Source organism: Aerococcus sp. HMSC23C02 (assembly GCF_001806805.1).
GTDB lineage: Bacteria > Bacillota > Bacilli > Lactobacillales > Aerococcaceae > Aerococcus > Aerococcus sanguinicola.
In genome coordinates this window covers 86,911-101,649 of record NZ_KV786039.1, presented here as the reverse complement: position 1 = coordinate 101,649, position 14,739 = coordinate 86,911, and the positions used below count along the sequence as shown (strand labels likewise).

Sequence of the window (14,739 nt, the reverse complement as noted above, 5' to 3'; positions counted from 1 at the left end):
GATCGTTCCACTTTGCTGAAGTCACTCCCTTTCTCCCTTTGTGAACCCGACTGGATATGATGAGGGGAGCTACTTCTGTGCGAGCAAATCCAACTTTGTTAGGGTGAGGGTTACTCCAGTTAAAGAAAGTCACCGTAAGTGCTTACAGACTTTTGCCACATTCCTTATTAAAAGTATGCTAAAATAAAAGAAAAAAGACGGGGTGTTGCTCATGGAAGCTTTTACTTGGTTTGAAATTATTCTCTATATCCTTCCCATCCTCACTATTATTTTGGTGGCCAAATATGGGAAGCCTTATTTGAGTGATGGCAAGCACATTAACTTAGTGGTGATTGATGTGGTCCATCCGATTCTCTGGCTCTGCTTCCACCTCGTCTCTCAGTTGGTCCTCCACTGGTCCTTCCTGCCTATTGTGCTCGGTATCGTTTCTGTTCTGGCCCTGGCCATCCTCGCCATCCAGTTCCGCGATAACCTGCCCTTCACACCGGGACGCTTCCTGCGCCGGCTATCTAACCTAAGCTTTATCATCGTTTTCCTTCTCTATTACGGCTTTGTTTTCTATCGGATCTTCGCTTTGATCTTCGCCTAGGCCGATCATCTAAAAATTTAATCGCTTGAAATCCACCAACCCTAAGGCCCCAAACCAGCAGCCACTAGCTCTTGGTTTGGGGTCTTTTATTATGGCAACTTATTACTTAATGATTGAACAAAAAGGTTGTTTCTTATTGGTGTTTCTTTATGAGCAGAAGTGGAGCTTTGAAGTTGGCACTTAGCCATGAACAAGCAAGCAATGTGAATTACGGCTAGTAGGCCCTTTTTTTGAGGGCCGTACTAGCCGTTTGAAGCTCGCTAGGTGAGGGACCTTGGCCCGAACCGGTGCCATGCTTTAGCCGTTGGAGCAAAGCGACTTACGGATAAAGTACAAGACGGCTTCAGCCGTTGTTGATCCTCTAAACGTTTAAGGGCTAAATTCAAAAGCGGAACGCGCTCACCAATAGCCTGTTAAAGTATTTCTTTGCATCTTCCCCCTCAATCTTTAAACTTTTGTTTAGTCTGTTCACGAAAGGGGAAAAATTGTGGAGAATTGTGGTGCAAAGTGGTAGATTATGGTAAACTTAACTTAATTTAGGAATTAAATCTTTGAAAAGTGCTTTAAACAATCGGGGCTGAGGCTGAGGGTGACGATAAGATGTTAATGGGCGAGTACAAACATAATATCGATAGCAAGGGTCGTCTAATTATTCCAGCGAAACTGCGGGAAGAATTAGGGGAGCTTTTTGTGCTTACCCGGGGGCTCGATGCCTGCATCTTCGCCTATCCCTTGTCCACTTGGGAGCAGATCCAGTCGAAATTAAAGGACCTGCCCTTGGTGAAACGCCAGGCCCGGGCCTTCACCCGCTTCTTTTATTCAGCAGCGGTTGAGGTTTCGGTCGACAAGCAGGGTCGGGTTAACATTCCCCAGGTCTTATTGGACCATGCCCAGATTGAGAAGGCTTGCCAGATTGTGGGCGTTATGGACCGGGTAGAAATCTGGAGTAGCGACACTTGGCAGGCCTACCAAGATGAACTGGATGATAGCTTTGAAGATATTGCTGAAGAATTATTTGACTTAGGTTTATAGGAGGAGGTCTTAGGGTGACAGAAGACTTTAAACATATTACCGTGCTGCGTGAGGAAAGCGTGGAGGCCCTGCAGGTTAAAGCAGATGGCATCTATGTGGATTGTACCTTGGGCGGTGGGGGCCATAGCCGGCTGATTTTAGATTACTTGTCTGACCAAGGCCGGCTCTACGCCTTTGACCAGGACCTCACAGCTATCCAACATGCAGAAGAACGTTTTGCTGAGGAAATCGCCCAAGGCAAGCTGCAATTGATCCACCGCAACTTCCGCTATCTCAAGGAAGAATTGGCGCGTTTGGACGTTGACGGTGTGGATGGTGTCCTCTATGACCTGGGCGTCTCGTCCCCCCAGCTGGACCAAGTCGAGCGGGGTTTTAGCTACCACCAGAACGCGCCCTTGGACATGCGGATGGACCAAACAGCGCCTTTGACGGCCGAAGATATTGTCAACGACTGGTCCTATGACCAGCTAGTTAAGATCTTTTACCGCTATGGTGAAGAGAAGTTTGCCAAGCAGATTGCCCGGCAGATTGAACGCCGCCGCCAGGACCACCGGATCAAGGAAACCGGCGAATTAGTCGAGCTCATTAAAGAAGCCATTCCAGCTCCTGCCCGGCGTAAAGGCGGTCACCCGGCTAAACGGGTCTTCCAAGCCATTCGAATTGCAGTTAACGATGAACTCGGAGCTGTGGAAGATTCCTTGGAAGCGGCTTTAGACTTGCTCAAGGTCGGTGGCCGGATTTCCTGCATTAGCTTCCAATCCCTTGAGGACCGGATCGCTAAGCAGCTCTTCAAGGACGCCTCGACGGTCGACCAACCACCGGCCAATATTCCAATCCTCGCCCAGGATCTGGAAGAAGCCTCTTACCGCTTGGTCACCCGCAAACCAATCTATCCATCAAAAGAAGAACTGGCCCATAATCCACGGGCCCAAAGCGCTAAATTGCGTGTTATCGAAAGAATTAACGATTAATCACACTCGTGAAGGGAGAAAAAACATGGGACTCTTCGCACTACACCCAGAACAAGCCAGTCTTGCCTATGCCATGCCAGCTGAGAAGGCGGCCCCCTTGGAGGACCAGCCGTCTAGCCCCAAGAAAAGTCAGGTTCACCTGGTCCAAAAGCCAGCCCATAAAGTACACAGTCAGAAGCGTTTTCTGACGACGGCGGACTGGATCAAATTGATCAGCATGTTCATGGTGACCGCTGCCTGCCTGATCTTTCTCGTTGCCAGCAAGGCCCAGTACATGCAGGCCGACCAGGAACTCAAAGGCATCCAGGCTCAAATTTCGGATGTACAGAATAATAAGAATAATATCCAACAGAAGGTCAACGAACTCGGCAACTATGACCGGGTCATGGAGGTTGCTAAAGACCAAGGATTGACCATGGATGAAGACAATATAAGGAATGTGGAAGAATGAAAACAAGTCAAGAGCAAAGAAAAGAGCGGCGTCAATTCCTGCATTGGATGCTGATCGCTGTTGCCGTCCTCTTCGCTAGCTTGATCTTGAGATTTGCCTTTATTATGCTCGGTGGCCATGTCAATGGCGTAGACCTCGAGCAGAGCGCCCAAGCCATGTATCAACGAAGTAGTATCTTAACGGCTAAACGGGGGACCATCTATGATATCGGTGGCAACCCCCTAGCCCTGGATGCTACTTCTTATTCATTGTATGCCGTCTTGACCGAGGCTTGGCAGGACGCTGAACACGTTACCGCTGAAACGCGTGACCATACGGCTGAGGTCTTGAGCCAGCACTTGGATATGGATAAGGAAGAGATCCTGAAGATCCTCTCAACCAAGAATGTTAACCAGGTAGAATTCGGCAATGCCGGGTCAGACCTCTCCTATGCCCAAATGGACGCCATCCGCCAGGAAAAATTCCCCGGCATTGAATTTAGAGAAACACCGAGCCGGTCCTATCCCAATGGGGTCTTTGCTTCCCATCTGGTCGGCTACGCCCAGTTCAAGCAGGCTGAGAATGCTATGGATGACCGCTTAGTCGGCCAGTTGGGTCTGGAGAAGAACAAGGACCAGGAACTCCAAGGCAAGAATGGCTATGTGAGCTTCAGCAAGGCCGAGCAAAATGACCAGGAAGAGGAGGCGGCAGATGACCAAATCGCCCCTGTGGATGGACAGAACCTCTACACGACCCTGGACTCTCGCTTGCAAACCTATTTAGAGACTCTGGTGACCCAGGTCAATGACACCTACAAGCCAGAGAACCTAACAGCCATGCTGGTGGACCCCAAGACCGGTAAGATCGCAGCGGCTACCCAGCGCCCTACCTTTAACCCGCAGACCCGGGAAGGGTTGGATACCATGTGGAAGAACCTGCTCGTTGAAGAATCTTTCGAGCCGGGCTCTACCATGAAGGTCCTGACCCTGGCAGCGGCCATTGAAGAAGGGGTCTTTGATCCCAATGCGACCTATATGTCAGGAGCTATCAGCGTGGATGGTGGCGTGATCCGCGACTACAACCATGTCGGCTGGGGTATGATCAGTCAGCTGGACGGGGTAGCCCGGTCCTCCAACGTGCTCTTTGTCCAATTAGTGGGCGATATGGGCTATGATGTTTGGAAGGAATACATGTACGAATTTGGCCTCATGCAAAAACCTAACTCCGTCTTCAAGGAAGAGGTGGCAGGGTCCATGTCCTATGACTATGAAATTGAAAAAGTCTCAACCGGTTTCGGTCAGGGCCTCCGTGTAACGCCTTGGCAGATGGTCCAGGCCTTCACTGCCATTGCTAATGGGGGCGAGATGATGCGCCTACAAATTATCGACCGAATGGAAAACAGCCAGGGCGACTTGCAAGTGGTCCAACCCGAGAAGATTGCCGCTCCAATCTCTAATGAAACGGCCCAAAAGACTCTCCAATACCTGCGCCGGGTGGTCGAAGATCCTCAGGGTACAGGACAAATGTATGCCGTGGAAGGCACTGAGATTGCGGCTAAGACGGGGACGGCTGAAATCTATGATACGGACAAGCAGGCCTATCTGAGTGGGGGCTTTAACTACCTCTATTCGGTAGTTGGTTTTGCCCCAGCTGATAATCCCCAATACATTCTCTACCTCACCATCAAAAAACCGAAGATGGCAGGGGATGGTAAGCAACCGGCAGTCATGCTAGCAGATATCTTTGTTCCCCTATTAACACGGGCCCTAGATTATGCTAAGCTAGCTGAGACAGGAGGCTATGACCAGGCTGAGATGATCGACGTGACCGGGAAGAATCCGGGCGCTGCCCAACAAGCATTAGAGCGCCACGGCTTCCTCAAGGTGGAAGTCCTGGGCACTGGCAAGCAGGTCATCGACCAGTCACCTAAGCCAGGGAGTAACTATTCTATGGCTAAGAAGGTCTATCTCTTGACTGATGAAGGGGTCCGCCTGCCAGACTTTAGCGGTCTGACACGCAACGAGAGCGAGGCACTAGCCAAGCTCCTCAATATCCCGGTGCGGATTGAGGGCGAAGGTCTCGTCGTCGGTCAGAGTGTGGACGTGAACACACCGATTGAATCAGTCGACCAAGTCCTCCTACAACTCCAACAACCTTAACTGAAAACAACGAAAGGGTTTCGATATGCTATTAAGTTTCATTTTCTGCTATGCCATCACCACGCTGGCCATGCCTTTCTTTATCAAGTACATGCACAAGAAACAGTTTGGACAAGCCATCCGTGAAGAAGGGCCGGCCTGGCACCAAGCCAAGAGTGGGACCCCAGCCATGGGGGGGCTGGTCTTTTTGGGGGCCAGTGTGCTCACTGTCTTGATGATGAGTATTGTCCAACAGCACTGGTCTAACAGTGCTTGGGCCCTTGTCATCGCCCTCCTTTTCTTTGGTGGAATTGGTTTCGCGGATGACTTTCTGAAGATTTTCAAGAAGCAAAATGAGGGCTTATCTTCCAAGCAGAAGTTTGTCCTCCAGCTCTTGGGTTCGGCACTGATGTTCTTTATCTTTGTCCTCTTTGGCTTGGAAGTTGAAATCCCTATCTTCAACATCGCCAGCCTGAGCCATCCCATCTTGATTTTCTTTTTCTTACTTTTTTGGATCACCGGCTTTTCCAATGCCTTTAACCTTACCGATGGGCTGGACGGCCTATCGTCAGGTTGTGGGATTATTTCTTTTGCTGCTTATTTGACCATGGCTCTCCAAGCCGGCGAGCAAGGCATTGCCCTCTTCTGTGTGACCATGATCGCCGCCTTGCTCGGTTTTATCCTCTTCAATGTGAAGCCAGCCAAGATCTTTATGGGGGATGTGGGCTCTTTGGCCTTGGGAGCGGTGCTCGCCGTTCTCTCTCTTTTGATTGGTAACCCGTGGACGCTGCTCTTTGCTGGGATTATTTATGTGGCAGAGACGGCCAGCGTGATCTTGCAGGTGGCTTCTTTCAAATTGACAGGCAAGCGGATCTTTAAGATGAGTCCTATCCACCACCACTTTGAGATGCTAGGTTGGTCCGAATGGAAGGTCGACCTAGTCTTCTGGGCTGTTCAAATTATCGGCGCACTGATCGCCATCGCTATCTTCTAGGAGGAAATTATGGAAGAAAGACTAGAAATTAATCGGGAATCGCTAAAAAATAAAAAAGTCCTAGTCCTAGGACTGGCCATGACAGGGATGAGTGTGGTTAGACACCTGACGGACCTGGGCGCCTTTGTCACTGTGAATGATATCAAGCCCTTAGAAGAAAATAAGGAAGCCCAGACCCTGATCGAAGAGAATGTCCGGGTCATTGCGGGCTCGCACCCGGTGGAATTGCTGGAGGAAGACTTTGCCTTTATGGTCAAAAATCCTGGCATTCCCTATAGTAATCCCATGGTCCAGGCCGCCCAAGCTAAAGGCCTGCCGGTCTACACGGATATTGAGTTGGTCGGCCAACTGACGTCAGCTGAAATCATTGGTATCACGGGGTCTAACGGCAAGACCACCACCGCTTCCTTGACCTTCCAAATCCTAGAAGCTGCAACGGACTTGCCGGGCAAGAACTACCTGGCAGGGAATATCGGTCTAGCGGCCCTGGATGTGGCCCTGGATGCCAAGGCGAGCGATCGCTTGGTGCTCGAGCTTTCCAGTTTCCAATTGATGGGGACCTGCAGCTTCAAGCCTAAGATTGCTGCTATTACCAATCTGTATCCGACGCATTTGGACTACCACGGCAGTATCGAAGGGTATCTGGAAGCCAAGTGGCAGATTACGGCCCAGCAGGAGGCATCCGATTACCTGATTTTGAACGCCGACCAGGAAGTGCTCTGGGACAAGCGGCATGAGACCCAAGCCCAAGTTATTCCCGTTTCACTAACGGGTCAGTCTCGGGAAGGAGCTTGGTACGATCGGGCTCACCAGCGCTTGATGTGGCGAGAAGAAGCCGTTGTCGAGCGGGACCAGGTCTTTATTCCTGGCGACCATAATGTCCAAAATGCCCTAGTAGCGATGGCCATTGCTAAATTATTAGGTGTTTCCAATACGGCCATTCAAGCCGCTTGCCAGAGCTTCCATGGGGTAGCCCACCGGATGCAATTTGTTTTGGACTACCAAGGTCGTCGCTTCTATAATGACTCCAAGGCAACTAATAACAATGCCGCGAAGACAGCTTTGCGCAGCTTCCAAGCCCCTATCGTTTGGGTTGCAGGAGGCCTCGACCGGGGTCTTGGCTTAGAGGACTTGAAGCCCGAACTCGGCCAGGTCAAGGCCATGGTCGTGATGGGGCAGACAGCTGACCGCTTTGCCAAGCTGGCTGAAGATATGGAAATCCCTTATGTCCATGCCAAGAATATCGAAGAAGCGACTGACTTAGCCTATGCCCAGAGCCAAGCCGGCGATGTGATCTTGCTCTCGCCAGCTTGTGCCTCTTGGGACCAGTACCTCAATTTCGAAATGCGGGGCGAGCGTTTTGTCCAAGCAGCCAAGCACTTAGCCCAAAGTAAAAAGGATCATTAACTAGGAAGGATGGAAAGCATGCGTGTTGTCTTATCGGGTGGCGGAACGGGAGGCCATATCTATCCTGCGCTCGCCTTACAGAAGAATATACTAGCCCATTACCCAGATGCCGAATTCCTCTATATCGGGACCGCCCAGGGAATGGAAGCCAAGATTGTGCCAGAACAGGGGATCCCCTTCAAGACAGTCCGGATCCAAGGCCTGAAACGGTCGCTGTCAATGGATAATCTGAAGACAGCTCTCTATATGCTCCAGAGTGTCTCAGCGGCCCGCAAGCTCTTAAAAGACTTCCAGCCCGATGTCGTGGTCGGCACAGGGGGCTATGTCTGCGCGCCTGTCCTCTACGCCGCTTCGCATTTGGGCCTGCCAACCGTGATTCATGAGCAGAACTCAGTAGCTGGGATTACCAATAAGTTTTTAAGTCGTTATGTGGATAAGATTGCAATTTGCTTCGACCGGGTCAAGGCGGATTTTAGCCGCTATGCTCATAAGATTGTCTACACCGGCAATCCCCGGGCCCAGGAAGTGGCTGCTATCTCTGACAAGGTTGATTTGACGGAATATGGGCTGGTCAACAATCGTCCGACGCTCCTGATCTTCGGGGGGAGCCGGGGCGCTCAGCGGATCAACGATGCAGTTATGGCCTCGCTGGAAGCTTTCACCAAGCGGCCCTACCAAGTCCTGATCGCCACGGGTGAGATCTATTATGATGATTATCAAAAAGAATTTGACCATTTGGACCAGCTGACCAATGTCAAGGTGGTTCCTTATATCAAGAACATGCCCCAACTCTTTAATACGGTGGACCTGGTTGTCTGCCGGTCAGGGGCAACGACCTTAACTGAACTAACGGCTCTGGGGACGCCGAGCCTGCTGATTCCAAGCCCTAATGTGACGGGCAACCACCAGCAGCGCAATGCTGAGTCCCTGGTCGACCACCGGGCAGCCAAGATGCTCTTAGAAGAGGACCTGAATAATGATCTCTTCCTGGAAATGATTGACGAATTGATGGCCGACGACATCCAGCGGGTACAGATGAGCCAACAAGCCCGACTCCTCGGAGTACCAGATGCAGCGGACCGTCTCCGCCGGGTCCTGGAGACAGCCATCGAAGAAAAATAAAGCCTAAAGGGGGAAAAGCATGGACTGGGAGAAAGAAAGACGACGTTATAAAAATAAAGCACACCCCTCAAGATCCCGGGTTAGTGGCCGGGAGGAAGGCCAGCCGTCGCCAGCTTCCTCGCACCAGTCGCAAGCAAGCTCTGCAGGCCAGCCGAAAAAGCAGGCCCGATCAGCCACCCAAAAGCCCCAAGCGCCAAAGCAACAGGGACGGCGGATTAAAGTTTGGCGGTCGGTCAAAGACCAATTCGGACGTCAGGACAAGGGCCAGGCCAAGCCTAAACCGCCTAAGCAAAAGAAAAAAGCCAAGGTACCGGCTAAGACACGCTGGGCCTATTATGGCTTCTTTATCTTTCTTCTCTTAGTCGCCAGCTACTTGGCCTCGCCCCTCAATCATGTGCGCAACATCCAAGTGCGGGGGACGCGGCAGATCAAGGAAGAAGACCTGGTCCGGGTATCCGGCCTCCATCCTTCCATGAGCCTAGGCCGGGTGGAATCCCTCCAAGAAAGCGCCATGCAGCGGATTAATGCTGCCTATCCCCAAGTTCAGAGCGTGAACATCCAATTGGACGACCAGCGCAATGTCTTGATCAATGTCCAAGAACACCGGGTAGTCGGTTACGTGAAGAAGAAGGACTTCTACTATCCGGTCTTAGAAAACCAGATGATCTTGGATAAGGCCCTGTCTGAACCCGACAAGCAATTGCCGGTCTTTGAAGGCTTCGATGACGGGCAGATCCTTAAACTCGCGGAGCAGCTAGGCAAACTGCCAGATCGTATCCTCCAGCAGATTGGATCGATCCACAATATCTCAACGGCTGATTACCCCAACCACCTCGCTCTAAAGATGCGGGACGGGAATATTGTTACGGGCTTTATGCTGAAATTTGTGGACTACCTCCAGTACTATGACCAAGTTCTGGAAATCTTGGACGGGCAAAAAGGACTCTTGGATATGGACCTGGGTATTTTCTTTACCGAATTGACACCAGCCAATAATCCATTTGCGAGTCCAGAAGAGAAGGAAGTCTATGAAGCTGCCCACCCATCGCCTGCCCAGGAGGACCGGCAAGAAATTGAAGTCAAGGCAGAGGGGGACCAAGCAGAGGCAAGTGCTGAAGCGGATCACTCATCCAGTGCTTCAAGCCAGAGTCAGGTCAGCACATCCGATTCATCTGGCACAGGCAGTGCAGCGAGCACGGCCAGCCAGGAGACTCCTGACCAGGCTCCGGCTAGCCAGGTCGCACCAGCTAGCCAAGCAAGTGGAGCTCAGGCCAGCAGCCAAGCTTCAAGCCAGGCCCAATAGAAGATCGGTTAGCTAATTCATTTGAAAGCGGAATTTTCCGCTTTTTTTATTTGCTCCTCTAATTTTTTATATTGAGGGTAAGTAAACAAAAAGTCTATATCAATTATTTTTGAACAACAGCGAAACGAATGCTGACCAGCACAATTTATTGGAAATCCTTTATTTTTAATTTCTTGACAAATCCTAGCTTTTCCTCTTGGGGCGCTTGCTTCTGATTGCTATAGGTATTTCTGTATGGTAAACTTGATTATAATCTGATATTTATAGCTTCTATGAAGAGGAAAGTGTGACAAAAGCTAACAGGCTTGGATCTTTGCAAGGGATGATAAGGAAATTTATTGTCGCTGAAGGCAAAGTGGAGATTGGCTTTTGGAGCAGGTCCTAGTCTCTTTATCAAGAGGAGAGCTCGGCACTTGCTAGCTTTCTTTTCTTTCATTGATTTAGGAAAAGTTTACTGCTTTTGCTACTTTATTTATGTTAAAATAGAAGCGATATAGACATATCTTGATTATTGATTAAAGAATTTGGAGGTTTCAATTACATGGTGCAACCAAAAGTTTATGCGAGTCTCGATATTGGAACCACTTCAGTAAAAGTTGTTGTTGCCGAATATGTGAACCAGCACCTGAATGTTATCGGTGTTGGGAGTGAACGTTCAGAAGGCTTGAGCCGGGGTGTGATTGTGGATATCGACAAAACGGTCGAAGCCATCAAGAGCGCTGTCCGTCAAGCTGAACGCAAGTCAAACTGTGAAATCAAAAACGTCATTGTTGGCGTACCATGTAATCAAGTGAACATAGAACCTTGTTATGGGATGATTGCAGTGGCAAATGAGAACCGTGAAATCACGGATAAAGATGTCAACAATGTCCTATCTGCAGCTAAAGTACGTGCAGTTCCACCAGAACGGGAGATCATTTCGGTGATCCCTGAAGAGTTCGTGGTTGATGGTTTTGATGGCATCCGCGACCCACGTGGAATGATTGGCGTTCGTTTAGAACTCTATGCGAGCATGATTACGGGGACCAAGACGATTATTCACAATATTCGCCGCTGTGTTGAGAATGCGGGCTTGAATATTGCCGACTTGGTCGTTCAGCCCCTAGCAACAGCAGCTGCAGCCTTATCTGAAGGGGAAAGAGATTTCGGAACGATTATTATCGATATGGGTGGTGGCCAAACGAGCGCCAGCGTTATCCATGACAAGCAATTAAAATTTGCCTACATCGACCAAGAGGGTGGGGAGTATATCACTAAGGATATCTCCACTGTCCTAAACACAACCATCGAGAATGCAGAGCAGATTAAGTTGGAATACGGCTATGCGGATTCCCGCCATACCAGCGAGAATGAATTTTTCCCGGTTGAAATTATCGGCAAAAAAGAACCCGCTAAGGTAGACGAACACTATCTTTCTGAAATTATCGAAGCTCGCGTGATGCAAATTTTGGAAACGATTAAACGTGCCTTAGACCAAGTCGAAGCCTTTGACCTACCTGGTGGCGTGGTTATCACGGGTGGGGCTGCTGCTCTGCCTGGCGTGATTGACCTGGCTTCAGAGTATTTTGGAACGGAAGTGCGTTTCTATATTCCTGAGCATGTAGGTTTGCGCAACCCGATGTTCGCGACGGCAGTTGGCCTGGTGGAATACGCATCGGGTCTCGAAGAAATTTACCATGTGGCCCAAGGTTATAACTTTGACAACCGGAGCCGGGACGCAGCTAAGCAAGAGGAAGAAAGCTATACCCGCCCTCAAGTCCGGGCTTACGAGCCGGAAGTCGACCATGAAGTTCAAGCAGAGAGCGTTCCTGAAGCGCCTTATGCTAGCTATGAAGAAGAGCTTCATGAAGAAGAAAGCAGGGGCACTCGCCAAGCAGCCGACCATGCGGCTAAAGAAGGCAATGAAGGCTTCGCTGATAAAGTGAAGAGCTTTTTTGAAGATATCTTTAACTAAGACGAGTAATGATTCAGGAGGATAAAAGATGGATTTAGAATTTGACAATTTACAAGATTTTGAACGCGGCGCTAACATCAAGGTCATTGGTGTTGGTGGCGGCGGTAATAACGCGGTTAACCGCATGATCCAAGAAAATGTACGTGGGGTAGAGTTCATTGTAGCGAATACCGATACCCAAGCCTTAGCGCACTCAAGCGCTGACGTGAAGATCCACCTCGGGCCTAAGATTGCCCGTGGACTCGGTGCTGGGGCCCAACCAGAAGTTGGCCGCAAAGCCGCTGAAGAGAGTGAAGACCAAATCCGTGAAGCTTTGCAAGGGGCAGACCTTATCTTTATCACAGCTGGTATGGGCGGTGGGACCGGTACGGGTGCCGCACCGATCGTCGCTCAAATCGCTAAAGAAGAATTAGGCGCTTTAACGGTAGGGGTTGTGACCCGTCCCTTCACCTTCGAAGGACCTAAGCGTGGCCGCTCAGCTGCGGAAGGGATTGCCAAGATGAAGGAACATGTCGATACCTTGGTTACAATCTCCAACAACCGCTTATTAGAAATCGTTGACAAGAAGACCCCAATGCGGGAAGCTTTCGGTGAAGCTGACAATGTTCTACGCCAAGGGGTTCAAGGGATTTCTGACCTGATTACCTCACCTGGCTATGTGAACTTGGACTTCGCGGACGTACGTACCGTGATGCAAGACCAAGGGACAGCCCTAATGGGGATTGGCGCTGGCCAAGGTGAAAACCGGACCTCTGACGCGACCAAGAAGGCTATTTCATCGCCATTACTTGAAGTATCTATCGATGGGGCAGAACAAATTCTTTTGAACATCGCTGGTGGCGAAGACCTGACCCTCTTCGAAGCTCAAGATGCTGCTGATATTGTTTCTGCTGCTTCTTCTTCAGAAGTGAACATCATCTTTGGTACGACAATCAATGAAGACCTGGATGATGAAGTCATTGTAACGGTCATTGCGACTGGGATTGACGAAGAGCGTCGCCATGAAGAAAAGAAAGCTAGCCGTCAAAGCTCTGCCTTCAAGACTGGTGCCCAAAGCGCAGCCAGCCGTGACTATGGCAATCGTCCTGAACACTTTGAGCAAAAACAAGCCCCAAGTCGTCCAGCCCGTCCAAGCCGTCAAGATAACTATGATGACTGGGAAGCGCCACGCGATAACCGTCGCCCAGCTGGAGATGACTACAACAACTACAATGCACCGAACGAAAGCTATGGTAATGAGCTAGGTGAAGATGAATTAGATACGCCACCATTCTTCAGAAAGCGTCGTCGGTAAGCATGACCTACCAAGATAATGTACAGGCCGTTCGCCAACGGATTCAAACTGTGCAGCAGGAATCAGCCTTGTCCTCTAAGGATGTCAGGCTGATTTGTGTTTCTAAGTACCATTCGGTGGAAGAGACCATGTCCCTCTACCAAGTGGGCCTGAGAGACTATGCTGAGAATTATGTGGATGGTCTTTTAGAGAAGAAGGCAGCTATGCCTGATGACTGTGTCTGGCACTTAATCGGCCCCTTGCAATCGCGTAAGGTCAAGGATGTTATTAATGAAGTGGACTACTTCCATGCTTTGGACCGGTTAAAGATTGCTAAAGAGATTCAAAAGCGGGCCGACCATGTCGTCAAGTGCTTCGTCCAGGTCAATGTGTCAGGGGAAGAAAGCAAGTCAGGGATTGCTCCAGAAGAATTAGAAGCTTTTATCGAGGGCCTGGCCAAGTTTGACAAAGTGGAAGTGGTCGGTTTAATGACCATGGCTCCCCATGATGCCAGCGATGAGGCCATCCATAGCTACTTTGGCCGCTTGCGTGAGTTGGGGCAAAGTGTCCAAGCTAAAGACCTCAGTTATGCTCCTTGCCAGGAACTGAGCATGGGAATGAGTTCGGACTATCCCTTGGCTGTTGCTGAAGGGGCGACCTTTGTTCGGATTGGCTCTGCCTTGTACCAAGAATAATGGGGGATTTATGGCATTTAAAGACTTTGTGCAATCGATTTTTATCAATGACGACCAAGAGGTGGAGGACTACGCCTTCGACGATGACCTAGCTGCTTCCCCAGAAGCAGCAGATGCCTTGGCTAGAGAAGATTTTGAAACGGAGGAGGATGTTCAGATGGCTGACCAAGCAAAGAAGACCAATCAAAAACTAATTCGCATGGATGGGGGCCGTCAAGCAAGTCAACAGACGATTCAAATCTTCCTGCCGAGAATTTTTGGCGAAGCGGAGCGCATCGGAGACCTTCTTCTAGAAGGCAAGGGTGTGATCTTGAACTTTGACCGGATGGATGATGCTGATGCTCGCCGCTTTATCGACTATATCGCGGGTGTGGTCTTTGCCATCCATGGTGACATGCAGCGGATTGGCCAGGATGTCTTCCTAGCTGTTCCGGCGACGATTGACATCCAAGGGGTCTACGAAGACCAAGTCGATCCGAGCCACTACCGCTACGAGTCCGACCGCCGCTATGACCCTTTCAAGGAGGAACAAGACATCCATGACTAATATCATTTGGTTACTACAAGAACTGATCCAGCTCTACAGCTTTGTCCTCATTATTTATGCCCTTCTCTCCTGGTTTCCCGGCGCAAGAGATAGCAAGTTAGGACAATTGATCAATAACCTGGCCGAGCCCTACATCTCCTTCTTTGATTCCTTCATTCCTTCACTCGGAGGAATTAGTTTCAATGTAGTCATTGGCCTGCTCGTGCTCCAATTAGCCCAACGCGGCCTGACAATCTTTTATTAAAAGGGCAAGGGTGTGAGACTTGGCGTTTAGACTCGGATGA

The 14,739-nt window shown here is 50.0% G+C and carries 14 protein-coding genes; all 14 read left to right on the top strand.

Translation table 11 applies throughout. The annotated features are described in order from the left end of the window. The first annotated feature begins 211 nt into the window (after positions 1 to 211). The 14 genes from HMPREF3090_RS00615 (at position 212) to HMPREF3090_RS00550 (ending at position 14,699) form a co-directional block, all read left to right on the top strand. Complete coding sequence (locus HMPREF3090_RS00615; protein WP_067972090.1) at positions 212 to 589, top strand: DUF3397 family protein; 378 nt, start codon at positions 212 to 214, stop codon at positions 587 to 589. A gap of 600 nt (positions 590 to 1,189) precedes the next feature. Beyond that, positions 1,190 to 1,621 carry a division/cell wall cluster transcriptional repressor MraZ gene (gene mraZ / locus HMPREF3090_RS00610; protein WP_067972087.1) on the top strand — a complete coding sequence of 144 codons (432 nt, stop codon included), beginning with the start codon at positions 1,190 to 1,192 and terminating at the stop codon, positions 1,619 to 1,621. Between the two features lie 14 nt (positions 1,622 to 1,635). After that, positions 1,636 to 2,592: a 16S rRNA (cytosine(1402)-N(4))-methyltransferase RsmH gene (rsmH, locus tag HMPREF3090_RS00605; protein WP_067972085.1), complete on the top strand. Its 957-nt coding sequence runs from the start codon at positions 1,636 to 1,638 to the stop codon at positions 2,590 to 2,592. Between the two features lie 25 nt (positions 2,593 to 2,617). Continuing rightward, positions 2,618 to 3,043 carry a cell division protein FtsL gene (gene ftsL / locus HMPREF3090_RS00600; RefSeq protein ID WP_067972082.1) on the top strand — a complete coding sequence of 142 codons (426 nt, stop codon included), beginning with the start codon at positions 2,618 to 2,620 and terminating at the stop codon, positions 3,041 to 3,043. Beyond that, positions 3,040 to 5,181: a penicillin-binding protein gene (locus HMPREF3090_RS00595; protein ID WP_070485707.1), complete on the top strand. Its 2,142-nt coding sequence runs from the start codon at positions 3,040 to 3,042 to the stop codon at positions 5,179 to 5,181. The genes ftsL and HMPREF3090_RS00595 overlap by 4 nt, the downstream gene beginning before the upstream one ends. Before the next feature lie 25 nt (positions 5,182 to 5,206). Then, positions 5,207 to 6,154 carry a phospho-N-acetylmuramoyl-pentapeptide-transferase gene (mraY, locus tag HMPREF3090_RS00590; RefSeq protein WP_067972077.1) on the top strand — a complete coding sequence of 316 codons (948 nt, stop codon included), beginning with the start codon at positions 5,207 to 5,209 and terminating at the stop codon, positions 6,152 to 6,154. A gap of 9 nt (positions 6,155 to 6,163) precedes the next feature. Then, entirely contained in the window at positions 6,164 to 7,561 is a 1,398-nt protein-coding gene (murD, locus tag HMPREF3090_RS00585) for a UDP-N-acetylmuramoyl-L-alanine--D-glutamate ligase (protein ID WP_067972075.1), read from the top strand. An 18-nt stretch (positions 7,562 to 7,579) separates the two neighbouring features. After that, positions 7,580 to 8,683 carry an undecaprenyldiphospho-muramoylpentapeptide beta-N-acetylglucosaminyltransferase gene (murG, locus tag HMPREF3090_RS00580; protein WP_067972071.1) on the top strand — a complete coding sequence of 368 codons (1,104 nt, stop codon included), beginning with the start codon at positions 7,580 to 7,582 and terminating at the stop codon, positions 8,681 to 8,683. A gap of 19 nt (positions 8,684 to 8,702) precedes the next feature. After that, complete coding sequence (locus tag HMPREF3090_RS00575; RefSeq protein ID WP_067972068.1) at positions 8,703 to 9,986, top strand: cell division protein FtsQ/DivIB; 1,284 nt, start codon at positions 8,703 to 8,705, stop codon at positions 9,984 to 9,986. Between the two features lie 541 nt (positions 9,987 to 10,527). Continuing rightward, positions 10,528 to 11,940 carry a cell division protein FtsA gene (gene ftsA / locus HMPREF3090_RS00570; RefSeq protein ID WP_070485705.1) on the top strand — a complete coding sequence of 471 codons (1,413 nt, stop codon included), beginning with the start codon at positions 10,528 to 10,530 and terminating at the stop codon, positions 11,938 to 11,940. A gap of 28 nt (positions 11,941 to 11,968) precedes the next feature. Next, positions 11,969 to 13,234 (top strand): cell division protein FtsZ, encoded by a 1,266-nt coding sequence (gene ftsZ, locus HMPREF3090_RS00565; RefSeq protein ID WP_070485703.1) that lies wholly within the window; start codon positions 11,969 to 11,971, stop codon positions 13,232 to 13,234. Positions 13,235 to 13,236: 2 nt separating this feature from the next. Beyond that, complete coding sequence (locus tag HMPREF3090_RS00560) at positions 13,237 to 13,908, top strand: YggS family pyridoxal phosphate-dependent enzyme (RefSeq protein WP_067972061.1); 672 nt, start codon at positions 13,237 to 13,239, stop codon at positions 13,906 to 13,908. Positions 13,909 to 13,918: 10 nt separating this feature from the next. Continuing rightward, a complete protein-coding gene (locus HMPREF3090_RS00555) occupies positions 13,919 to 14,455 on the top strand; it encodes a cell division protein SepF (RefSeq protein ID WP_067972058.1) in 537 nt (178 codons plus the stop codon). After that, a complete protein-coding gene (locus tag HMPREF3090_RS00550) occupies positions 14,448 to 14,699 on the top strand; it encodes a YggT family protein (protein ID WP_083272319.1) in 252 nt (83 codons plus the stop codon). Before HMPREF3090_RS00555 ends, HMPREF3090_RS00550 begins: the two co-directional genes overlap by 8 nt. Positions 14,700 to 14,739: the final 40 nt, after the last annotated feature.